Here is a 21,643-nt window from a genome sequence, read left to right on the forward strand (position 1 = left end):
GGGCCCGGCGCACAAGATCGGGGACCCCGACGATCCCGGGACGATCCGGCATGATGGGTCGTGATGACCACCTGCCTCGCGATCGCCAACCAGAAGGGCGGCGTCGCCAAGACGACGTCCGTCGCCTCCCTCGGGGCCGCGCTCGCCGAGCTCGGGTCCTCGGTGCTGCTGATCGACCTCGACCCGCAGGCGTGCCTGACCTTCTCGTTGGGGATCGACCCCGAGGACGTCGAGGTCTCGGTGCACCACGTGCTCACCCAGGGTGTCGACCCGACCGAGGTCATCGTCGAGACCGAGGACGGCGTCAGCCTGCTGCCGGCCACCATCGAGCTCGCCCGCGCCGAGGCGGACCTGCTGACCCGCACGGGTCGCGAGCACGTGCTGCGGACGCTCCTCGAGCAGCTCGCCGAGGCCGGCGTGCACTACGACTGGGTGCTCCTCGACTGCCCGCCGTCGCTCGGCGTGCTCACGGTCGCGGCGCTGACCGCCGCCGACGGGGTCGTCGTCCCGCTGCAGTGCGAGACGCTGTCGCACCGCGGGGTGGGCCAGCTCCTCGACACCGTGCACGACGTGCGCCGGTTCACGAACCGGTCGCTCGAGGTGTGGGGCGTCCTGCCCACCCTGTACGACGGCCGCACCAACCACGCGCGGGCGGTGCTGGACACGATCTCCGAGACCTACGGCCTCGAGGTGCTGCAGCCGCCCATCCCGAAGACGATCAAGTTCGCGGAGGCGCCGGCCGCGGGCCGGTCGATCCTGTCCACGGGGCGTCGTACCAAGGGGGCGCAGGCGTACCGCGAGGTCGCCGAGTCGCTGGTGAAGCGGGCCGGCTGAGTCGGCTGGCCGCTCAGAGGGCCCGCATGCCGCCACCCTGCGGCACGAACGTCGTCCCCATGAGCAGCGGGACGTCGTCGGCGACGTCGAGCGCCGCGGCGATGCTGACGTCCTCGCCGTAGCCGCGCTCCACCAGCTCCCGGCCGCTGCCGGTGGCCCGCAGGGCGACCTCGATGTCGCCGTCCGCGCCCACCGCCGCACGCCAGGCGGCGAGGGCGACCGCGGCCTCCGGGGAGGGCGTCAGGTCGGGCACCGCGGCGACGAGTGCCTCCAGGACCGCGCCCGCGCCGTACAGGTCCTCGGCGGCGGGGCGCAGCGACCCGTCGCGGGCCCAGCGCTCGCCGGCGGGGACGAGCGCGACGGCGCTGCCCTCGGCCATCCGCTCGGCCAGCCAGCCCGCGACCGCGGTGCGGTTGCGCAGGCACCCCGCGACGACGCCGGCACAGCGCTCGGCGAGGTCCACGGCGGTGGTGGCGCCGTTGGGGGAGGGGAGCACGACCCGGCGCAGGTCGGCGGGGGCGTCGCGCAGGGACGCCGGCGACAGGGACACCCCGTCGCGCTCCCTGGCCTCGTCACGGCCCAGGGCACGGACCGCCGCGTGCTCGGCGGCGTACGCGTCGGCGTCCTCGTCGGGACGCGACGCCCGCCAGGGCAGCACGTCGATCCCGGCGCCGACGGCGACACTCACGCAGGTGGTGAACGACAGGACGTCGACGACCACGGCGTACGTGTGGCGGTCGACGACCTCCGCGCCGCCCACCGGCCCCCACTCGAGGCGCAGCCGGTGGCCCGCCTGGTCGTACGGCGAGGGGTGGGAGGCGCCGAGCGCCGGCTCGGGGGTCATTCCGAGGCGGGTGCCTGCTCGCCGGTCGCCGACGAGCGGCGGCGACGACGACGGTTGCGCGAGCGCGGGGCCCCGCCCTCGGCTCCCGCGTCCGCAGCGGCGGGTGCGTCGCCGCCCGTGACCGCCGTGACCGCTGCGGCGTCGTCCTCGCCGGCGCGGGTGCGCGTCCGGTTGCGGTCGCGCGCCGGCCGGTCGCCCTCGCGTCGGCGGGAGCGGCCGCCGTCACGGCCGCCGTCACGGCCGCCGTCTCGGCCGCCGTCGCGTCCGCCGGAGCGCTCTCGCGGCGCCTGCGGGGCGGGCGGCACGATGCGACCCGTGGTGCCCTCGGGGATGCCGAGGTCGGTGTAGATGAGGGGCGAGGTGGAGTACGTCTCCGGCGGCGACGGGAACGGCAGGTCGAGCGCGTTGTTGATCATGGTCCAGCGGTGCAGGTCGGACCAGTCGACGAACGTGATCGCGACGCCCGAGGCGCCGGCGCGGCCGGTGCGACCGATGCGGTGCAGGTAGGTCTTCTCGTCCTCGGGGCACGTGTAGTTGATGACGTGCGAGACGCCGCGGACGTCGATGCCGCGGGCGGCGACGTCGGTGGCGACGAGGACGCGGACCTTGTCCTCGCGGAACCGCGCCATCGCCTTCTCGCGGGCGGCCTGCTGGAGGTCGCCGTGGAGCGGCGCCGCGGAGAAGCCCCGCTCGGCGAGGTCGTCGGCGATGCGCTGGGCCTGCCGCTTCGTGCGGGTGAAGACGATGGTCTTCTCGCAGTCGTCGGCCTGCAGGACGCGGGCGATGATCTCGGGCTTGTCGAGGTCGTGCGCCTGGTAGATGTACTGCGCCGTGGCCGGCACCGTCTGGGTGTCCGAGGACGACTCGGCCCGGATGTTCATCGGGTGGCGCATGTGGCGGCGGGCCAGCGCGACGATCGCACTCGGCATCGTCGCGGAGAAGAGCATGGTCTGGCGCTTCTCCGGCGTCTTCGCGATGAGGCGCTCGACGTCGGGCAGGAAGCCCAGGTCCAGCATCTCGTCGGCCTCGTCGAGGACGAGCGCGTGGACGTGGGAGAGGTCCAGCGCGCGACGGTCCGCCAGGTCGAGCAGGCGACCCGGGGTGCCGACGACGACCTCGACGCCCGCGGTCAGCGCGTCGAGCTGCGACTCGTAGCCGACGCCGCCGTACACGGTGAGGACGCGGAGGCCGATGTCCTCGCTGGCGAGGTGGAGGTCGCGGGAGACCTGGAGCGCGAGCTCGCGGGTCGGGGCGACGACGAGGGCCTGCGGCTTGCCCTGCGGCAGGTCGCCGTACCCGGGGGCGTCGACGGCGGTGCTGCGCTGCAGCAGCGGGATGCCGAACGCCAGCGTCTTGCCCGTGCCCGTGCGGGCCTGGCCGATCAGGTCGGCGCCGCCCAGGGCGACCGAGAGGGTCATCTCCTGGATCGGGAACGGGTGGGTGATGCCCTTGCGGTCGAGCGCGTCGCAGATCCCGGGCATGACGCCGAGGTCGCGGAACGTGTGGACGACGGCGGGCTCGGCGGCCTGCTCGGCCGTGTCGTCGGTGGTCTCGTCGGTGGTGATGTCGGTCGCCGCGACGGCCTCGAGGGCGTCGTCGGGCTCCGGGGAGCTCAGGGAGTTCAGTGTCTCGTCGCTTCCGTGCGTAGGTCCGTGGTGGTTCGACACAGGCGGCGTGCCGTCGAGGTACTCACGGACCCACCGCGCACATGCGCCCGGCGGCGGTGTCAGGACTGCCGCCAGGGGTCTCGAGGGGGCGCTCCGGGAGGGGCGCGCGCCGTACGAGTGGACTCCAGGGTATCGGTAGGGTGCGCGCATGACCGTACCGACGCCGGAGGACGACCTCACGACCACGGCGCCGGTCCCGGACTCGGCCCTGGCCGACGAGGGCTACCGCGCCGCGGTCGTCGACCTCCTGGCGGCGGTGGCGTACGGCGAGATCTCGGCGTTCGAGCGGCTCGCCGAGGACGCGAAGCTGGCCCCGAACCTGGCCGACATGGTCGAGCTGAGCACGATGGCCGCCGCCCAGCTCGGGCACGTCGTCGAGCTGCGGGAGCGCCTGTACGCCCTGGGGGTCGACCCCTTCGACGCGATGGAGCCCTTCCGGGTCCCGATCGACGAGTTCCACCGCCACACCGCCCCGGCGGACTGGTGGGAGGGCCTCGTCAAGGCTTACGTCGGCGACGGACTCGCCGCCGACTTCTACCTCGAGGTCGCGGGCTTCCTCGACGAGTCGACCGCCGACCTCATCACCCGCACGCTGACCGACGTCCACCACTCGGAGTTCGTCGTCGGACGGGTCACGCAGGCCATCGAGGCGGACCCGCCGCTCGGCGGCCGCCTGGCGCTGTGGGGCCGCCGCCTGATGGGGGAGGCCCTGTCACAGGCGCAGCGCGTCGCGGCGGAGCGCGAGTCCCTGCTCGACCTGGTCGCCGGCGGCGTCGGCCGCCCGGGCCTGGACCTGCTCGAGCTCGGCCGGATGTTCACCCGCATGACCGAGCGTCACAACCAGCGGATGGGCACCCTCGGGCTGGCCTTCTAGGCGCCCGGTCGGCACGACTGCGCAGCAGCAGAACGGCGTCGAGTCGGCACCTCTGCGCACCCTGACCGCCCGCTCGGGCCCTCAGGACTGCGCAGACGTGCCGACTCGAGCCCTCAGGAGCGGAAGCCGACGGTGCCCTGCGTGGTGGCGCCGATCTCGACGTACGCCAGGTGGCCGGCGGGGACGAGCACGGTGCGGCCCTTCGTGTCGGTGAGGGTGAGGACGCCGGAGGCGGCGACGGCCTCGGCGACCTGCGAGCGGAGCTCGTCGGCGGACAGGTCGCTGTCGACGGACAGCTCGCGCGGGGCGTTGCGGATGCCGATCTTGACGTCCATGGGGTGCCTCCTGGGTCTGGGTGGTGCGGGTTCGCTGCGGGTTCGCTGCCGGTCGTGGGGGCGCTCAGTCGTGCATCGGGTAGCCGCGGATCCCGCGCCACGCGAGACCGGAGACCAGGGCGGACGCGACCTCGAGGCCGATCCCGCTCTCGTCGTCGCCGTGCTCCACGAGCCAGAACCGGGCGCTGACCTGCGCCATTCCCACCAGGGACACCGCCAGGAGGCGGGCCTCGGCCTGGGGCAGGTCGGTGTCGTTGGCGATGACGGCGGCGATGAGGTCGGCGCACTCGGAGGTGACGCGGTCGACCTGGGCGCGGACGGCGGGCTCGCTGGTCAGGTCGGACTCGAAGACGAGACGGAAGGCGCCCGCGGCGTCGGCGACGTAGGAGTAGAAGACCCCCATCGCCGCCTCGACGCGGGTGCGGTTGTCCTGGGTCGACGACAGGGCGTCGCGGCAGTTGGCGATGACGTCGTCGGCGGCGACCTCCAGCAGCGCGAGGTAGAGGTCGAGCTTGCCGGGGAAGTGCTGGTAGAGCACCGGCTTCGAGACCCCGGCGCGCTCGGCGATGTCGTCCATCGCGGCGGCGTGGTACCCCTGGGCGACGAAGACGCCGAGCGCCGACTCCAGGAGCTGCTCGCGGCGCTCGCGGCGGGGCATGCGCACACCGCGGCCACCCACCTCGGGGGCCGCGTCGGCTCTCGGCTGCCCTGCGGTCACGTCGAGAACCCTACCCACGGGTCACCTCGGTCGGTGTCGCGGACCGGACGGCGGCCCGCCGGACCGGAACAAGCCTGGGAGGATCGACGTTCGCACAGGTGCCGGGGCCCGCACCGGGTCCCTTCATCCGATCCAACCGAGGAGTACGTCGTGAGCTACCCCGCTCTCGTGGAGCCGGCCGACGAGCTGACCATCGACGAGGTGCGGCGCTACAGCCGCCACCTGATCATCCCCGACGTCGGGATGTCCGGCCAGAAGCGGCTGAAGAACGCCAAGGTCCTGGTCATCGGCGCCGGCGGCCTCGGCAGCCCCGCGCTGCTCTACCTCGCCGCCGCGGGCGTCGGGACGCTCGGCATCGTCGAGTTCGACGAGGTCGACGAGTCCAACCTGCAGCGCCAGGTCATCCACGGCCAGTCGGACGTCGGCCGTTCGAAGGCGCAGTCCGCGAAGGACTCGATCGCCGAGGTGAACCCGCTGGTGAACGTGGTCGTCCACGAGGAGCGCCTCGAGAACGACAACGTCTACGCGATCTTTGAGGGCTACGACCTCATCGTCGACGGCACCGACAACTTCGCCACCCGCTACCTCGTCAACGACGCGGCGTACTTCGCCGGCATCCCCTACGTCTGGGGCTCGATCTACCGCTTCGACGGCCAGGCCTCGGTCTTCGCGCCGTCGCTCGACGGGATCGACGGCGAGGCCCCCTGCTACCGCTGCCTCTACCCCGAGCCCCCGCCGCCGGGCATGGTGCCGTCGTGCGCCGAGGGCGGCGTGCTGGGCGTGTTGTGCGCCAGCATCGGCTCGATCCAGGTCAACGAGGCCATCAAGCTGCTCACCGGCATCGGCGACCCGCTGGTCGGCAAGCTGATGATCTACGACGCCCTCGAGATGGAGTACCGCAAGCTGAAGGTCCGCAAGGACCCCAACTGCGCTCTCTGCGGCGAGAACGCGACCGTCACCGAGCTCATCGACTACGAGTACTTCTGCGGCGCCGTCTCCGACGAGGCCGCCGAGGCCGCCGCGGACGCGACCATCTCGGTCGTGACCCTCGAGCACATGCTCAAGGAGCGCGAGGAGGGCAGCCGCGACTTCGTCCTCGTCGACGTGCGGGAGCCCAACGAGGCCGAGATCAACCACATCCCCGGCGCGATCCTCATCCCGAAGGGCGACTTCCTCAACGGCTCCGCCCTCGAGAAGCTGCCGTCCGACAAGCAGGTCGTCATGCACTGCAAGACGGGCGTCCGATCCGCGGAGACGCTGGCGATCGTCAAGGGCGCGGGCTACTCGGACGCCGTCCACGTCGGTGGCGGCGTGTCCGCCTGGGTGAACCAGATCGACCCCAGCCAGCCGTCGTACTGAGCCCTCCCGGGGGTCGGCGCAGCACCTCGGAGAACGGTCGTGACCCGACCGTGACCTGATCGCTCCCCGCTCGTTGGACGTCGGTACCGGGCCCACGAGGCCCGGCACCGACATCCTGGGAGGGAACCCTCGTGATCACGTCACCGCACGCCCGCCGCACCGCCCTCGGCGTGGCCGCCGCCTTCCTCGGGGCCGCCGGAGCGATCGCCGTGGCCCCGTCCGCCGAGGCCGCCCCGCGGTCCGACTGGGCGCCCGCGGACTCCGCCACCATCCACCCCGGCGTGCAGATGTACACCGAGGGCGCGCAGTGCACGGCCAACTTCGTGTTCACCGACGACGCCGGCTCGACGTACGTCGGGTACGCCGCGCACTGCGCGGGCACGGGCGAGGCGACCGACACCAACGGCTGCGAGGCGGCGTCGCTGCCCCTCGGCACGCGGGTCGAGTTCGCCGAGGGCGGCTCGCTGGTCAGCGGCGGCACCCCGGTGGGCGCCGGCACGCTGGTCTACAGCAGCTGGGACGCCATGGACCGCGCCGGCGAGACCGACGAGAACGCCTGCGCCTACAACGACTTCGCGCTCGTCGAGGTCGACGCCGCGGACGCCGACACGGTGAACCCGAGCCTGCCGTTCTGGGGCGGACCGACCGGCATTGACTCCGACGGCCTCCCGGCCGGCGAGCAGGTGTTCAGCTTCGGCAACTCCAGCCTGCGAGGCGGCGTCGAGGTCCTCTCACCGAAGACCGGCGCCGGCCTCGGCGACCCGGCCGGCAGCGACGGCTGGACGCACCCGCTCTACACCGTGACCCCCGGCGTCCCGGGCGACTCCGGCAGTGCCTTCCTCGACGCGGAGGGCCAGGCCGTCGGCACGCTGTCGACCCTCGGGCTCGCGCCCCTGCCGGCGTCCAACAACATCGGCGACCTGTCCCGCGAGCTCGCGTACGCCCAGCAGACGTCGGGCATCGCCGGGCTGCAGCTCGTCGAGGGCACGGAGCCCTTCACGCCTGTGCCGTGACCTCCTGAGACCGCACGACCCGTCCCCCGACACCGCCACGGCACCGGACCCCGTCGGCGGACCGAGACCCGCCCGGCCCCTCGCCGGGCGGGTCTCGTGCGTGCCGACGGTTTCGTGCGTCGTACGAGCGGGCAGGACCCGGGCACACCACCCAGGCCCAGGAGCACCCATGACCGCACGTCCCCGCACCCCCCGGCACCCTGCCGCCCTCACCGTCGCGCTCGGTGGCACGGTCCTGGTGGCGGGCGCCCTGCTCGCGCCGGTGCCCGCCACCGCTGCTCCCGCCGAGACGACGGCCGCCGTGCTGTCCGACCCCGACGACTGGGCTCCGGTGGACGAGGCGACCATCACGCCGGGCATGCAGATGTACACCGAGGGCGGTCAGTGCACCTCGAACTTCGTCTTCACCGACGCCGAGGGCACCGTGTACGTCGGCTACTCGGCGCACTGCGCCGGCACCGGGGAGTCCAGCGACATCGACGGCTGCGCCAACGGCTCCCTGCCCCTCGGCACGCGGGTCGAGTTCGCGGAGGGCGGCTCCCTGGTCGAGGAGGGCACGCAGGTCGGTGGCGGCGAGCTCGTCTACAGCAGCTGGCTCGCGATGGACGAGGTCGGCGAGACCGACCCCGACACCTGCCTCTACAACGACTTCGCGCTCGTGGAGGTCGACACCGACGACGTCGACCAGGTCAACCCGTCCATCCCGATCTGGGGTGGTCCCGTCGGCATCGACACCGACGGCCTCGAGGCGGGGGAGCGGGTCCACAGCTACGGCATGTCCTCCCTCCGCGGCGACCTGAACCCGCTGCTGTCGCCCAAGGTCGGGGCCGCGATGGGCGACGCCTCCGGCGCCTGGACGCACCCGCTCTACACGCTGTCGCCGGGCATCCCGGGCGACTCCGGCAGCGCGTTCCTCGACTCCGAGGGCAACGCGGTCGGGAGCCTGTCGACGCTGACGATCCTGCCCGTCCCGGGCGGCAACAACATCGCCGACATCAACCTGGCCCTGGCGTACGCGCAGGAGCACTCCGGCATCGAGGGCCTGGAGATGGTGGCCGGCACCGAGGACTTCTCCGGCGCGCCGTGACGACGGGGGAGACGAGGGGGACCGGGCCGTGACCGACCGTCGACGCGATCGTTGCCCCTGACATGCGACCCGTCCGAGCCCTCGCCTCCGCCCTGTCCCTCGCCGCCCTCGGTGCGGCGTTCCTGATGCCGGGCGCCGCGGCGTCCGCTGCCTCGGCCGTCGGCTCCGCGGTCGACTCCGCCGACGCCGGCCGCTGGGCCCCCGCGGAGACGGCGACGATCACCCCGGGCGTGCAGATGTACACCGCCGGCGCCCAGTGCACCGCCAACTTCGTGTTCCGCGACGGCTCCGGCCGGACCTACGTCGGGTACGCCGCGCACTGCGCGGGCACCGGCGAGGCCACCGACACCAACGGCTGCGAGGCGGGCTCGCTGAAGCTCGGCACGCCGGTGCGCTTCGCGCGCGGCGGCAGCCTCGCGAGCGGCGGCGAGACGGTCGGCCGGGGCACGCTGGTCTACTCCTCGTGGCGCGCGATGCGGAAGGCGGGCACCACCGCGAACCGGATCTGCGCCAACAACGACTTCGCTCTCGTGCGGGTGCGCGCCGGCGACGTGAAGAAGGTCAACCCGTCGGTCCCGTTCTTCGGCGGTCCCACGAAGGTCGCCGACGCGCCGGCGGAGGGCACGCAGGTCTACACCTACGGCTCCTCCAGCGCCCGCCCGACCGACGTGCTCTCGCCCAAGACCGGCGCCTCGCTCGGCACGACGGGCCGTGGCTGGGGCTTCACCGCGTACACCGTGACGCCCGGGATCCCGGGTGACTCGGGCAGCGGGATGCTCGACGACCAGGGCCGCGCGGTCGGCACCCTGTCGACCGTGGCGATCGCCCCGCTCCCCGCCTCCAACGGGCTGGGCTCGCTGGACGAGGAGCTCACGTTCGCGCAGAAGCACTCCGGCATCGCCGGTCTGCGCCTGGTCCGCGGCACGGAGCCCTTCACCCCGATCCCCTGAGGCCCCGAGGCCCGTCCTGCTCGGTAGCGTCGGGACGGTGGAGCGCCCCGACACCGAGGAGTACGTCGAGCTGGTGCTCGCCTGCGTCGAGTCGGTGCCGGCCGGCCGCGTCACGACGTACGGCGCCATCGCGGCGCACCTCGGCTGGTTCGGGCCGCGCCGCGTCGGCAACGTGATGTCGGCGTGGGGCGGTCCGGTGCCGTGGTGGCGCGTCGTCCGCGCCGACGGATCGCTGCCGCCGAGCCACGGGGCCGAGGCGCGGGCGGCGTACCTCGAGGAGGGGACGCCGGTCCGCCCGTCGGGGAAGGTCGACCTCCCCGAGGCGTTCTGGGACCCGGGCGACGAGTCCTGAGCCGGCGGCGGGCTGTGATACTGCCGCCGTGATGTACCAAGTGCTCCACACGGTGGTGCCGCCCGTGGCGAAGGCCGTCTGGCGGCCGCGCGTCTCGGGCCTGGAGCACGTGCCCGCCACCGGCGGGGTGCTGCTGGCGAGCAACCACCTGAGCTTCGCGGACAGCCTGGTCATCCCGATCGTGGTGCCGCGCAAGGTCGTCTTCCTCGCCAAGTCCGACTACTTCACCGGCCCGGGCCTGAAGGGCCGGATGTGGAAGGCCTGGTACGAGGGCCTCGGAGCGCTGCCGGTCGACCGTGACGACTCCCGCGCCGCCCTGGACAGCCTCGACACCGCGCTGGCCGTGCTGCAGCGCGGGGAGGCGTTCGGCATCTACCCGGAGGGCACGCGGTCGCGCGACGGCCGGCTCTACCGCGGCCGCACCGGCGTCGCGCACCTGGCGCTCACCGCGGGCGTCCCGATCGTGCCGGTCGGCCTGAGCGGCACGGAGAAGCTGCAGCCGGTCGGCGCGCGGCTGCCCCGCCTGGTGACGGTCGACGTCCGCTTCGGTGAGGCCCTCCACGTCGCCGGGCGGTACGACGGCGTCCCGACCGGCCGGGCCCGACGCGAGGTGACGGACCGCGTGATGGCGGCGATCTCGGCGCTGAGCGGTCAGGAGGAGGCCGGGGTCTACAACGAGCGGCCGGTCGATGCCTGACACCGGAGCGTCACGTCCGCTGACCGTCGTGACCGGCGGCACCCGCGGGATCGGCGCGGCCACCGCCCGCCGCCTGGCGGCCGACGGCCACGACCTCGTGCTGTCGTTCCTCTCCGACGCGGAGGCCGCGGAGGCCACCCGCGCCGCGTGCGCGGGCCACGGCGTCGACTGCGCCGTCGTGCGGGGCGACCTCAGCCGCAGCGAGGACGTCGACGCCCTGTTCGCGGCGCTGCCCCGCACCCCGACGGGCGTGGTCAACAACGCCGGGCTCACCGGCCCCGTGGGCCCGCTCGCCGAGGCCGACCCCGACGTCGTACGGCGGGTGGTGGACGTCAACCTGACCGGCGCGATCCTGGTCGCGCGGGCCGCCGTCCGCGCCCTGTCGACGTCGTACGGCGGGGACGGTGGGGTGCTCGTGAACGTGAGCTCGGGCGCCGCGACGATCGGCTCGCCGGGCGACTACGTGCACTACGCCGCCGCGAAGGCCGGCGTCGACACCCTGACGAAGGGGCTGGCCCAGGAGGTCGGGCCCCAGGGCGTGCGGGTGGTGGGGGTGGCGCCCGGCGCGATCCGGACCCGCATCCACGCCGACGCGGGCGACCCGGACCGGCTCGACCGCATCGGCGGCGCCGTTGCGCTGGGCCGGGCGGGGGAGCCCGAGGAGGTCGCCGAGGCCGTCGCCTGGCTCCTGAGCGACGCCGCGGCGTACGTCACCGGGACGACGCTGCGGGTGGCCGGCGGACGCTGAGGGTTTGAGTATCAGGCAACTGATACTAGGCTCCTCCTCATGCGGGTCGTCGTGGTCGGTGCGGGCATCGGCGGGCTCGCGCTCGCGCAGGGCCTCGTGGGCGAAGGGGTCGACGTCCTCGTGCTGGAGCGGGACCGTGCGCTGCCGGACACCGGGGGCTACCGGTTGCACCTCACCCCGGCGGCCGGCTCCGCGCTGCGGGGTCTGCTGGGCGCCGAGGCCTGGCGCTCGGTGGTCGCGGCCTGCGCCCCGCCGGGCGCCTCGCGGCGGATGCACGTGACCGACCGCCGCCTCCGGACACTGGTCACCGCCCCCTTCGAGCCCGGGCCGGACGACGAGCCGCACCGCATGGTGGGCCGGATCCCGCTGCGGGTCGCGCTCGGCACGGGACTGGCCGACCGGCTGCGGCTCGGGGTCCGGGTGACCGGCACGGCGCCCCGGACGGCGGGCGGGGTCGACGTCCTCCTCGCCGATGCGGACCCCGTCGCCGCCGACGTGGTCGTCGCCGCGGACGGCGTGGGGTCGGTCGTCGCGCGCGGCTGCGCCGGCGGGCCGACCTCCGCCCCGGTCGGCCTGCAGGGCCTCGCCGGTCGCGCCGAGCCCGGTCCCGGGGTGCCGGAGCTGCTCGGGGCCGGACCCGTCCTCGGCATCGGACCCCACGGCGTGGGCGCCTTCCTCACCCTCCACGCGCCGGCCGACGAGGTTCCCGAGGCGATCTGGGGCCTGGTGGTCAGCGACGGGGCCGCCGCCCGCGCCGACCTGGGCGATGCCGACCCGCGGGCCGCGGCGGCCCGGCTCCTGCGCGGCTGGGACCCCTGGCTGCGTGACCTCGTCGCCCACACGGACCCCGCCACCGTGGGGCGCTACCGCTTCCACGCCGCCGACCCCCGCCGTGGGACGGCCCCGTGGCGGGTCGACCCCGCCGCGCCGGTCGTGGCGCTCGGCGACGCCGTCCACGCCATGCCGCCGACCGGTGGGCAGTCGGCCTCGACGGCGGTCCTGGACGCCGCCGACCTTCGCGACGCGCTGGTCCGGTCCGCCCCCGACGCCGCCACCCTGGCGGCACGGCTCGACGAGGTCGGCGACACGATCGCCCGTCGGGGCGCGGCGGCCGTGGCCGAGTCGGTGGCCCCGGCGCGGTGGATCCGTCGTACCGAAGGCCCCGTCGGCTCGGCGGCGCTGCTGGGCGCGGAGCGGGCCGTCAGCTCGGCGCGCGGCCTCCTCGGCGCCCTGGGCGTCCGTCGGGGTCCCCGGTGACCAGGTCGGCGGGCGACCTCGTCCTGTGGCGGCTCGTGCAGACCGCGCACCTCGCCCGGCAGCGGTTCGAGGACGCCTTCGCCGCCGAGGGCCTGACCGGCTCGCAGTTCGGCGTCCTCGCCGCCCTGGCCGACGGCGACGACCTCACCTCGGCCGAGCTGGCCCGCGCGATCCTGGTCCGCCCGCAAAGCATGACCGCCTTGGTGCGGCAGCTGGAGTCGGCGGGCCTCGTCGAGCGGGCGGGGCCGGGCGGTCGGGGCCGGGCCACCCCGGTCCGGCTGACCACCTCCGGGCGGGAGCGCCTGGCTCGCGGGTACGCCGTCGTCGCGTCGCTCCACGCCCCGTCGGTGACCGGTCTCGACACCTCCGCCGCGGACCGCCTCGCTGCGCTGCTCACGACCGTCCACGCGTCGCTCGAGGACGCCGACGAGCCGGATCCGTGAGCCGCGAGGAGTCCGGGCGCCCGGGGTGGGTGGGCACACTGCTCGGCGTCGGGCAGAACGTCGTCCTGCCCATCGCGGCGTACCTCGTCCTCGTCGGCCTGGGCTGGGCGCCGGTGTGGGCCCTGGCGGGCTCCGCCGCCGTGAGCGTCGTCGTCCTGGGCGTCGAGTGGCGCCGGACGCGGCGCGTCGACGCCCTCGGGGGCCTCGTGCTGCTGCGCTTCGTGCTCTCGCTCGCGCTGGCCTGGCTCACCGGTGACGCCCGCGTGCTGCTCGTCAAGGACAGCGCCATCACGGCGGTGATCGCCCTGGTGGGCCTGGCCTCCCTGCGGTGGGAGCGCCCCGCCGTCGCCCGGATCCGCGCCGACCTGTCTGGGGACCGGGAGGCCTTCGACGCCGAGCTGGCCCGCCGCGGCGACCTGCGGGCCCTGCACCGTCGCCTGACAGTCGTGTGGGCCGTCGGTCTGCTCGCCGAGGCGGCGACCTCCACGACGGTCGCGCTGCTGGCGCCGATCACCGTGGCGGTCGTCGTCACGAACCTCACCGGTCCGGCCGTCATCGTCGGCCTGGTCGCCCTCACCGAGCTGCGGGCCCGCCGGCACCGGGCCCCGGCCGAGGCCTGACCGGCGCTGTCGGTGGCCCGTGCTTGGGTGGTTGCGTGCCCGAGCCCAGCCCCGCCTACCGCCTGCTCCCGCCGTCCGCGCCGCCGGCGGCGCCGGTGCTGGACGACGCGCAGAAGGCGGTCGTGGAGCACCCCGGCGGGCCCCTGCTCGTGCTCGCCGGCCCCGGCACCGGCAAGACGACGACGATGGTCGAGGCGATCGTCGACCGGGTCGTGACCCGGGGCGCCCGCCCGGAGGAGGTGCTGGCGCTCACCTTCTCCCGCAAGGCCGCCGACCAGCTGCGCGACCGGGTCCAGGGCCGTCTCGCACGCACGACCTCGACCCGCACGTCGTGGACGTTCCACTCCTACGCGTTCGCCCTGGTCCGCCGCTACGCCCCGGACGACCTGTACGCCGCCGAGCCGCGATTGCTGTCGGCGCCCGAGCAGGACGTCGTCATCGCCGAGCTCCTCGCCGACCACCCGGAGTCCGTCACCTGGCCCGCGCACCTGCGGGCGGCGCTCGGCACCCGCGGCTTCGTCCGCGAGGTGCAGGCCGTCCTCTCCAGGGCCCTCGAGCGGACGCTCGAGCCCGCCGACCTCGTGGGGCTGGCCGAGGTCGAGCAGGCGCCCGAGCTCGCCGCCGCCGGTCGCTTCCTCGACCAGTACCTCTCGGTGCTCGCGCTGCGCAACGCCGTGGGGTACGCCGACCTGGTCGCCCGGGCCACGCAGGTCGCCGAGGAGCACCGCGACGAGATCCGGGCCGGGCTGCGCCACGTGTTCGTTGACGAGTACCAGGACACCGACCCGGCCCAGGTCGCGCTGCTCCGCGCCGTCGCCGGCGACGGACGCGACCTCGTGGTCGTCGGCGACCCCGACCAGTCGATCTACGGCTTCCGCGGCGCCGACGTGCGCGGCATCCTCGACTTCCCCGCTGCGTTCCCCACCGTCTCCGGCGCCCCGGCCGACGTCGTCGCGCTCGGCACCACGCGCCGGTTCGGCTCCCGCCTGCTGCGGGCCTCCCGGCGCGTGGTCGGCGGCATCCCCATCGCCGGCGCCATCCCGGCGTCCGCGCGGACGGTGTTCCGCCACCCCGAGTCCGCGGCCCAGGACCTCGGGCACGGCTCCGTCGAGGTGCTGACCTTCGACACGCCGCGGGCCGAGTCGGAGCACCTCGCCGACCTGCTGCGTCGCGCCCACCTCGAGGACGGCGTGCCCTGGTCCGACATGGCCGTGCTCGTGCGGTCGGGGCGCGGCAGCATCCCCGGCCTGCGTCGCTCGCTGGTAGCGGCGGGCGTGCCGGTCGACGTGGCCGCCGACGAGACACCCCTGGTCGACGAGGCCCCCGTGCAGCCGCTGCTGCGCGCCCTGCGGGTCGTGGTGGGCGACGCCGTCGACCACGGCGACCACGGGGACAGCCCCGAGGGCCCGGTGGACGTCGCCACCGAGCACGCCGAGGAGCTGCTGACCTCGCCGCTCGGCGGCCTCGACGCGACCGACCTGCGCGCCCTGCTGCGGGCGCTCCGCGCCGCCGACCCGCGGGTCACGTCCGCCGGCCTGCTGCGGTCCGTGGTCCTCGACCCGGCCCTGACCGCGGACCTGCCCGGCGAGGCGGCGCGCCGCGCCCACCGCCTCGCGACCCTGCTCGCGACGGCGCGGGCGCAGGACGCGGCCGGCGCGAGCGCCGAGCAGGTGCTCTGGACGCTCTGGGACGGCGTCGACTGGGGCCGACGGCTGCGGCGCGCCACCGAGACCGGCGGCAACGCCGCCCGCCTGGCCCACCGCGACCTGGACGCCGTCTGCGCGCTCTTCGAGACCGCAGCCCGCGACCAGGAGCGTCGCGGTCGCGTCGGCGCCGCCGGCTTCCTCGAGACCCTGCGCGCCCAGCGGATCCCGGGCGACACCCTCGCCGAGCGGGGCGTCCGCGGGGGAGCGGTGCGGCTCCTCACGGCCCACCGGTCGAAGGGGCTAGAGTGGCGGCTGGTCGTGGTCGCCGGGGTGCAGGAGCAGCGCTGGCCCGACGTGCGCCGCCGCGACTCGCTCCTGGGCGCCGACCGGATCGGCGGGCCCGACACCCCCGGCCTGCTGCCGCCCCCGTCGCGACGGGCGATGCTCGCCGAGGAGCGCCGCCTGTTCTACGTCGCCGTGACCCGCGCGCGCCAGCGGCTGGTCGTCACCGCCGTGGCCTCGCCCGACGACGACGGCGACCAGCCCTCGCGCTTCCTCGCCGAGCTCGGCGTCCCCGTCGTCCACCGCGTCGGTCGCCCCCGCCGCCCCCTCTCGCTCCCCGGCCTCGTCGCCGAGCTCCGCCGCACCCTCGCCGACCCGGAGGCCCCCGAGCCGCTGCGTGCCGCGGCCGCCCGACGCCTGGCCCGGCTCGCGTCCGCCGAGCACGCCGGCCGACCGCTCGCCGCCGCGGCAGACCCGGCGACCTGGTGGGGACTGCGCGCCCCGAGCCGGGCCGACGTCCCGGTGCGACCCGACGACGAGCCGCTGGTGCTGTCGGCCAGCACGCTCGAGGGCCTGCTGACCTGCCCCGCCCAGTGGTTCCTGCGCCGCGAGGCCGGCGGCGAGGAGGTCAGCTCCGCCAGCCAGGGCTTCGGCCAGGTCGTCCACGGCATCGCGGAGCGCTACGCCACCGCCGGGCCCGACCTCGACGTCGAGGTCGACCTCATGCCGCTGGTCGACGAGGTCTGGGACCGGATGGACTTCCGCACCCCCTGGTCGGCCGCCCGGGAGCGCACCGAGGTCCAGGCCGCCCTCGAGCGCTTCGTGGCGTGGGTCCGCACCCCGGGCGCCCGGCCGGTGATCGCGACCGAGCCCCGCCTGCGCGCCGAGGTGACCCTGCCGGGCGGCGAGACCGTCCGCCTCCACGGGTACGCCGACCGCCTCGAGCTCGACGAGGACGGCGCGGTCGTCGTGGTCGACCTCAAGACCGGCAAGTACCCACCCACCCGCGACGAGGTCGCCGTCCACCCGCAGCTCGGGCTCTACCAGCTCGCCGTCGAGCACGGCGCCGTCGACGAGGCCCTGGGCGGGCCCGGCCGGTCGGGAGGAGCCGAGCTCGTGCAGCTGCGCCACGGCACCGACCTGCCGCGGGTCCAGCGCCAGCCGGCCACCCCGACCGACGAGGAGCCGCCCGTGCTCGCCCAGCTCGCCCAGGCCGCCGCCGCCTTGCGCGGCGAGGACTTCCCGGCCCGCCCCGGCAAGCAGTGCGACCGCTGCACCTTCCACGCGGTGTGCCCCGACAAGAGCGCAGGGAGCGTCCTCTCGTGACCGGCCCGACCACGACCCAGACCCCGACCCAGACCCCAGCCCCGACCCCCGACCCGACCCGGGCCCGCCGCGTCGACACCCCCGCCGAGCTGGCCGCGCTGCTCGGGGTGGCCTGGGAGTTCAGCCCCCAGCAGTTCGCCGCCGTCACCGCCCCCCTGGGCCCGGGCGTCGTCGTCGCCGGCGCCGGGTCGGGCAAGACCGCCGTGATGGCCGCCCGCGTCGTCTGGCTCGTCGCCACCGGGCGGGTCGCCCCCCACCAGGTGCTCGGCCTGACCTTCACCACGAAGGCCACCGCGGAGCTCCAGACCCGCATCCGCGAGAGCCTGCGCGCCGCCGACCTGCTGCCCGAGCGGGGCACGCGGGCGACGGAGCCGCCGGGCGCGCCGGACCCGACGGAAGGGGCCGACGGGGCCGACGGCGAGGACGACGAGCCGGAGGAACCGACGGTCTCGACGTACCACGCCTACGCCGCGGCGCTGCTCACCGAGCACGGCCTGCGGATCGGCCACGAGCCCGACACCCGCCTGATCGCGGACGCCAGCCGCTACCAGCTGGCCGCCCAGGCGGTGCAGGGCCACACCGGGGCGGTCGCACAGCTGACCGACCACCCGCAGACCGTCGTCCAGAACCTCCTCGCGCTCGACGCCGAGATGAGCGAGCACCTCGTCGACCCCGACGAGGTCCGCGCGTACGACGTCCGCGAGCGCCAGCGGTTCGTCGACGGCATGGCCGCCGAGCACCGCAAGACCTACCGCGAGGTCAACGAGAAGGCGATCTCGGCGATCGACCGGCGCGCCGAGCTGCTCGGGCTCGTGGCGGCGTACCGCGAGCGGAAGGCGCGGCTGGGGGCGATGGACTTCTCCGACCAGATCGCGCTCGTCGCCCGCCTCGCGCAGGAGCGGCCCGAGGTCGGAGCAGGGGAGCGGGAGCGGTTCCGGGTCGTGCTGCTCGACGAGTACCAGGACACCTCCGTCGCGCAGGCCCTGATGCTGAGCCGGCTGTTCTCCGGACCGGACGAGGCCTCGGGCCTGGGCCACCCGGTGACGGCGGTGGGCGACCCGCACCAGGCGATCTACGGCTGGCGCGGCGCGTCGGTGTCCAACATCCTCGAGTTCGCGCGGGACTTCCCGCCGGTGGCGGGCGAGCCGCTGCGCTTCCCGCTCACGGTCAACCGGCGCTCCGACGCGCGCATCCTCGCCACGGCCAACCACCTCGCGGCGGACCTCTACGCCGCCCGGGCGGACCTCGAGCCGCTGGTGCCCGCGCCGGGTGCCGCCGACGGCCACGTCGGCTGCCTGGTGACCGAGACCGCCGCCGACGAGCTGGCGTGGCTGGCGCGCAGCGTGCGGGAGACGCACGACGACCTGGTCCGGGCCGCCGGCCCGGACGCTCCGGTGTGGCGCGAGATCGCCGTGCTGACCCGCGACAACAAGCAGGCCGCGGCGTGCTTCGACGTGCTCTCCGACGCCGAGGTCCCGGTCGAGATCGTCGGCCTCAAGGGCCTGCTGCGGCTGCCCGAGGTCGCCGAGGTCCTCGCCTGCCTCACCCTCGCCGCCGACGTCACCGCCAACAGCGCCCTGCTGACGCTGCTCGCCGGGCCGCGGTGGGCCGTGGGTCCACGCGACCTGGCGCTGCTGGGGCAGCGGGCCAAGGAGCTGGCGGAGGTGCCCGCCCCCTCCGACGCCGAGGACGGCGCCGGGGCGGGGCCCCACGACGACCTCCGGGACGACCTCCTCGCCGCCGTGGCCGGAGCCGACGCCACCGAGCTGCCCTGCCTCTGCGACGCCCTGGACGACCCCGGTGAGCGGCCCTACAGCGCGCAGGCGAGGGAGCGGTTCGCCCTGCTGGCGGTCGAGCTGCGGCGCCTGCGCGCCGCGGCCGGCGAGCCGGTGCTCGACCTGGTGCGGCGCGTGCTCGACGTGACGGGCATCGACGTGGAGCTCGACTCCTCGGTCAGCCCCGCCGCCGCGGCCCGCCGCGACAACCTCGACCTGTTCGTGCAGGCCGTCGCCGACTTCCAGGCCGTCGACGGCCGGGTCAGCCTGCCTGCGCTGCTGGCGTGGCTGGAGGCGGAGGACGAGTACGGCCAAGGCCTGGACGTCGCCGTTCCCAGCGAGGCCGACTCCGTCAAGCTGCTCACCGTCCACCGGGCCAAGGGCCTGGAGTGGGACGCCGTGTTCGTCGTCGGCGTCTGCGAGTCCAAGTTCCCCACCCGGCAGACCCGCTCCACCTGGCTGACCGTGCCCGCCGCGCTGCCCATGGCCCTGCGCGGCGACGCCCGGGACCTGCCGGTCCTCGCCGGCCACACCCCGGCCGACGTCAAGGCCCTGCTGGCCGCGAACCGCGAGCACGCCGCCACCGAGGAGCTCCGGCTGGCGTACGTCGGGTGGACCCGCGCCCGCCACCGGCTCACGGTCTCGGCCCACTGCTGGACCCGGGGCCGCAAGTCCGGCCTCGGCCCCTCGGCGTACATCGAGGCGACCCGGCAGGCGATGGCCGGCTGGGGCGCGGAGCCCGAGGCGTGGCTCGGTGTCCCCGCGAAGGGGGAGGTGAACCCCGTCGGGGAGGAGCCGGACCAGGCCTGGCCGATCGCACACCACGCGACCCGCGAGGTCGAGCGGCGCCACGAGGCCGCCCGGCGGGTGCGTGAGGCCGACCCCGACGAGCCCGACGGTCTCGAGGACGTCCTCCTCGCCGAGCAGGTCACCCGCTGGGACACCGAGATCGACCGCCTGCTGACCGAGGCGGTCGGCGACGCGGGCCAGGAGGTGGGGGTGCCCCTGCCCCCGAGCGTGTCCGCCACCTCGCTGTCGCGGCTGCGCGACCCCGCGGCGTACGCCCGGGACCTCGCGCGCCCGCTGCCGCGGCCGCCGTCGTCCACGGCGCGCTCCGGCACCGACTTCCACACCTGGGTGGAGAACCGCTTCGGCCAGCAGCAGCTCATCGACCCCGACGAGCTCGAGGACCGCGCCGACGCCCGGGTCGACGACCCCGCCGACCTGGACGCGCTCGTCGCGGCGTTCGAGGCGGGGCCCTTCGCCGACCGACCGCCGCACGCGGTGGAGGCCCCGTTCGCCCTCGTCCTGGCCGGGCAGGTCGTGCGCGGCCGCATCGACGCGGTGTTCGCGGAGCCCGACGGCTCCTGGCTGCTCGTCGACTGGAAGACCGGCCGCACCGAGCTCGCCGACCCGTGGCAGCTCGCGGTCTACCGGGTCGCCTGGGCCGAGCTGGTGGGGGTCGACGTGGAGCAGGTGCGCGCGGCGTTCTTCCACGTGCGCAGCGGGCGCCTGGTGAGTCCCGACGACCTGCCCGACCGCGCCGCGCTGGAGGCGATGCTGCGGGCGTAGATTCGCCGCTCGTGGCCCACCCGCACCAGCGCATCTCCCTGACCCCGCACGACCGCCTCGGCGTCCACCGCCGCGACGCCGTCTGGCTCGACGACCGGTGGCAGCAGGCCGGTACGCGGGTGCTGCCCGTGGCCGGCGGGCGCGTCCGTCGTACCGGGCGCGACGAGGGCGGCGGCCCGGCCTGGACCAGCCCGGACGCGGCGCCCGAGGGTCGGCGGGTGCTGCTCGGCGAGCGCGACGGCACCACGTCGTTCGCCGTCATGGTCGACCCCGGGTCGGTGGACGAGGATGACCGGTCGTGGGCGGCGCTGCGCGAGATGCTGCCCGTGGTCGACGGCCACCCCGACGCCCCGCTGGTGCTGCACGCCGTCGGCCTCGGCGAGTGGCTGGCCGTCACCCGGTTCTGCCCGAACTGCGGGGCCGGCCTCGAGGCCGCCGCGTCCGGGCACGAGCTGGAGTGCCCGCGGTGCGGTCGGCGCCAGTTCCCGCGCACCGACGCGGCCGTGATCATGCTCGTGCGCCACGGCGTCCCCGGCGCGGACGACGAGCGCTGCCTGCTGGGCCGCCAGGCCGTCTGGCCGGAGGGCCGCTTCTCGACCCTGGCGGGGTTCTACGAGCCGGGGGAGACCCTCGAGGACACGGTGCGCCGCGAGGTGGCCGAGGAGACCGGGGTGCAGGTGGGCGACGTCGAGTACTTCGGCAACCAGCCGTGGCCGCTGCCGGCCAGCCTGATGCTCGGGATGGTCGCCGAGGCGACCAGCACGGACATCGTCCGCGTCGACGACGAGCTCGAGGATGCGCGCTGGTTCACCCGCGCCGAGATGGCCGAGCAGGCTGCGGCGGGGGAGCTCGTCCTCCCCGGCGGCATCTCGATCAGCCGCTCGCTGATCGAGCACTGGTACGGCGGGGAGCTGCCCGGCTCCTGGTGAGCCGGGCGCCCGCCGCCGGTGCCGCGCGGCCGTCAGGCCAGCGCGGCCAGCTTCTCCTTGACCTGCGCCAGGGAGGGGTTCGTCTGCGCGGTCCCGTCGGAGTAGACCAGCGTCGGGACGGTCTGGTTGCCGTTGTTCGCCTGCTCGACGATCGCGACGGCGTCGGGCTGCTGCTCGATGTCGACCATGTCGAACTCGATCCCCTCGCGAGCCAGCTGGCTCTTGAGGCGGTGGCAGTACCCGCACCACGGAGTGCTGTACATCGTGAACGACCCGGCCATCTGAGGACTGTCCCTTCGCACGTCTACTGTTCCT

The 21,643-nt window shown here is 75.3% G+C and carries 20 protein-coding genes; 15 read left to right on the forward strand and 5 right to left on the reverse strand.

Annotation, left to right across the window (positions count from 1 at the left end; genetic code table 11):
- Positions 1-63 precede the first annotated feature (63 nt).
- Positions 64-834, forward strand: a complete 771-nt coding sequence (locus tag Q0858_RS03625) for a ParA family protein (protein ID WP_299051205.1) — start codon at positions 64-66, stop codon at positions 832-834.
- Between the two features lie 13 nt (positions 835-847).
- Here Q0858_RS03625 and Q0858_RS03630 read toward each other — a convergent pair whose 3' ends face one another.
- The gene (locus tag Q0858_RS03630) at positions 848-1,678 is read right to left on the reverse strand and encodes a 2-phosphosulfolactate phosphatase (RefSeq protein ID WP_299051206.1); all 831 of its coding nucleotides are present in this window, start codon (positions 1,676-1,678) and stop codon (positions 848-850) included.
- Positions 1,675-3,159 carry a DEAD/DEAH box helicase gene (locus Q0858_RS03635; protein ID WP_299051746.1) on the reverse strand — a complete coding sequence of 495 codons (1,485 nt, stop codon included), beginning with the start codon at positions 3,157-3,159 and terminating at the stop codon, positions 1,675-1,677. The genes Q0858_RS03630 and Q0858_RS03635 overlap by 4 nt, the downstream gene beginning before the upstream one ends.
- Positions 3,160-3,493: 334 nt before the next feature.
- On the opposite strand from Q0858_RS03635, the gene Q0858_RS03640 reads away from it, so the two are divergent.
- Complete coding sequence (locus Q0858_RS03640) at positions 3,494-4,219, forward strand: ferritin-like fold-containing protein (protein WP_299051208.1); 726 nt, start codon at positions 3,494-3,496, stop codon at positions 4,217-4,219.
- A 113-nt stretch (positions 4,220-4,332) separates the two neighbouring features.
- Here Q0858_RS03640 and Q0858_RS03645 read toward each other — a convergent pair whose 3' ends face one another.
- Positions 4,333-4,554 (reverse strand): DUF3107 domain-containing protein, encoded by a 222-nt coding sequence (locus tag Q0858_RS03645; RefSeq protein ID WP_299051211.1) that lies wholly within the window; start codon positions 4,552-4,554, stop codon positions 4,333-4,335.
- Between the two features lie 64 nt (positions 4,555-4,618).
- The gene (locus tag Q0858_RS03650) at positions 4,619-5,272 is read right to left on the reverse strand and encodes a TetR/AcrR family transcriptional regulator (protein ID WP_366915982.1); all 654 of its coding nucleotides are present in this window, start codon (positions 5,270-5,272) and stop codon (positions 4,619-4,621) included.
- Between the two features lie 150 nt (positions 5,273-5,422).
- Here Q0858_RS03650 and moeZ point away from each other — a divergent pair, with 150 nt between their 5' ends.
- From moeZ to nudC, 13 genes are all read left to right on the forward strand, one after another.
- Complete coding sequence (moeZ, locus tag Q0858_RS03655) at positions 5,423-6,631, forward strand: adenylyltransferase/sulfurtransferase MoeZ (protein ID WP_299051213.1); 1,209 nt, start codon at positions 5,423-5,425, stop codon at positions 6,629-6,631.
- 131 nt (positions 6,632-6,762) lie between these two features.
- A complete protein-coding gene (locus Q0858_RS03660) occupies positions 6,763-7,644 on the forward strand; it encodes a hypothetical protein (protein ID WP_299051215.1) in 882 nt (293 codons plus the stop codon).
- Between the two features lie 169 nt (positions 7,645-7,813).
- Positions 7,814-8,731, forward strand: coding sequence for a hypothetical protein (locus tag Q0858_RS03665; RefSeq protein ID WP_299051217.1), 918 nt, complete (start codon positions 7,814-7,816; stop codon positions 8,729-8,731).
- A gap of 62 nt (positions 8,732-8,793) precedes the next feature.
- Entirely contained in the window at positions 8,794-9,681 is an 888-nt protein-coding gene (locus tag Q0858_RS03670) for a hypothetical protein (protein ID WP_299051219.1), read from the forward strand.
- Positions 9,682-9,718: 37 nt separating this feature from the next.
- Positions 9,719-10,033, forward strand: coding sequence for an MGMT family protein (locus Q0858_RS03675; protein ID WP_299051221.1), 315 nt, complete (start codon positions 9,719-9,721; stop codon positions 10,031-10,033).
- Positions 10,034-10,064: 31 nt separating this feature from the next.
- Positions 10,065-10,730: a lysophospholipid acyltransferase family protein gene (locus Q0858_RS03680; protein ID WP_299051749.1), complete on the forward strand. Its 666-nt coding sequence runs from the start codon at positions 10,065-10,067 to the stop codon at positions 10,728-10,730.
- Complete coding sequence (locus Q0858_RS03685) at positions 10,723-11,478, forward strand: SDR family oxidoreductase (RefSeq protein ID WP_299051223.1); 756 nt, start codon at positions 10,723-10,725, stop codon at positions 11,476-11,478. The genes Q0858_RS03680 and Q0858_RS03685 overlap by 8 nt, the downstream gene beginning before the upstream one ends.
- A 39-nt stretch (positions 11,479-11,517) precedes the next feature.
- Positions 11,518-12,735: an FAD-dependent monooxygenase gene (locus Q0858_RS03690; RefSeq protein ID WP_299051226.1), complete on the forward strand. Its 1,218-nt coding sequence runs from the start codon at positions 11,518-11,520 to the stop codon at positions 12,733-12,735.
- A complete protein-coding gene (locus Q0858_RS03695) occupies positions 12,732-13,178 on the forward strand; it encodes a MarR family transcriptional regulator (RefSeq protein WP_299051227.1) in 447 nt (148 codons plus the stop codon). The genes Q0858_RS03690 and Q0858_RS03695 overlap by 4 nt, the downstream gene beginning before the upstream one ends.
- Positions 13,175-13,798 carry a VC0807 family protein gene (locus Q0858_RS03700; protein WP_299051228.1) on the forward strand — a complete coding sequence of 208 codons (624 nt, stop codon included), beginning with the start codon at positions 13,175-13,177 and terminating at the stop codon, positions 13,796-13,798. Before Q0858_RS03695 ends, Q0858_RS03700 begins: the two co-directional genes overlap by 4 nt.
- Before the next feature lie 35 nt (positions 13,799-13,833).
- Positions 13,834-17,052: an ATP-dependent DNA helicase gene (locus tag Q0858_RS03705; RefSeq protein ID WP_299051230.1), complete on the forward strand. Its 3,219-nt coding sequence runs from the start codon at positions 13,834-13,836 to the stop codon at positions 17,050-17,052.
- A complete protein-coding gene (locus Q0858_RS03710) occupies positions 17,049-20,399 on the forward strand; it encodes an ATP-dependent DNA helicase (protein WP_299051232.1) in 3,351 nt (1,116 codons plus the stop codon). The genes Q0858_RS03705 and Q0858_RS03710 overlap by 4 nt, the downstream gene beginning before the upstream one ends.
- A gap of 11 nt (positions 20,400-20,410) precedes the next feature.
- Positions 20,411-21,328 carry an NAD(+) diphosphatase gene (gene nudC / locus Q0858_RS03715; RefSeq protein WP_299051234.1) on the forward strand — a complete coding sequence of 306 codons (918 nt, stop codon included), beginning with the start codon at positions 20,411-20,413 and terminating at the stop codon, positions 21,326-21,328.
- Positions 21,329-21,360: 32 nt separating this feature from the next.
- On the opposite strand, the gene Q0858_RS03720 is transcribed toward nudC, so the two are convergent.
- Positions 21,361-21,609 carry a mycoredoxin gene (locus tag Q0858_RS03720; RefSeq protein WP_299051236.1) on the reverse strand — a complete coding sequence of 83 codons (249 nt, stop codon included), beginning with the start codon at positions 21,607-21,609 and terminating at the stop codon, positions 21,361-21,363.
- Positions 21,610-21,643 lie beyond the last annotated feature (34 nt).

The sequence above is a fragment of the uncultured Nocardioides sp. genome, from assembly GCF_947489365.1.
Classification (GTDB): domain Bacteria; phylum Actinomycetota; class Actinomycetes; order Propionibacteriales; family Nocardioidaceae; genus Nocardioides.

What these genes read in the sequence shown, in the direction of transcription:
- Q0858_RS03640 (WP_299051208.1), top strand. Translation starts at nt 3,494, where the DNA reads ATGACCGTACCGACGCCGGAGGACGACCTCACGACCACGGCGCCGGTC.
- Q0858_RS03635 (WP_299051746.1), bottom strand. Translation starts at nt 3,159, where the DNA reads ATGCCCGGGATCTGCGACGCGCTCGACCGCAAGGGCATCACCCACCCG.
- Q0858_RS03625 (WP_299051205.1), top strand. Translation starts at nt 64, where the DNA reads ATGACCACCTGCCTCGCGATCGCCAACCAGAAGGGCGGCGTCGCCAAG.
- Q0858_RS03665 (WP_299051217.1), top strand. Translation starts at nt 7,814, where the DNA reads ATGACCGCACGTCCCCGCACCCCCCGGCACCCTGCCGCCCTCACCGTC.
- Q0858_RS03680 (WP_299051749.1), top strand. Translation starts at nt 10,065, where the DNA reads ATGTACCAAGTGCTCCACACGGTGGTGCCGCCCGTGGCGAAGGCCGTC.
- Q0858_RS03685 (WP_299051223.1), top strand. Translation starts at nt 10,723, where the DNA reads ATGCCTGACACCGGAGCGTCACGTCCGCTGACCGTCGTGACCGGCGGC.
- Q0858_RS03645 (WP_299051211.1), bottom strand. Translation starts at nt 4,554, where the DNA reads ATGGACGTCAAGATCGGCATCCGCAACGCCCCGCGCGAGCTGTCCGTC.
- Q0858_RS03670 (WP_299051219.1), top strand. Translation starts at nt 8,794, where the DNA reads ATGCGACCCGTCCGAGCCCTCGCCTCCGCCCTGTCCCTCGCCGCCCTC.
- Q0858_RS03630 (WP_299051206.1), bottom strand. Translation starts at nt 1,678, where the DNA reads ATGACCCCCGAGCCGGCGCTCGGCGCCTCCCACCCCTCGCCGTACGAC.
- Q0858_RS03690 (WP_299051226.1), top strand. Translation starts at nt 11,518, where the DNA reads ATGCGGGTCGTCGTGGTCGGTGCGGGCATCGGCGGGCTCGCGCTCGCG.
- Q0858_RS03720 (WP_299051236.1), bottom strand. Translation starts at nt 21,609, where the DNA reads ATGGCCGGGTCGTTCACGATGTACAGCACTCCGTGGTGCGGGTACTGC.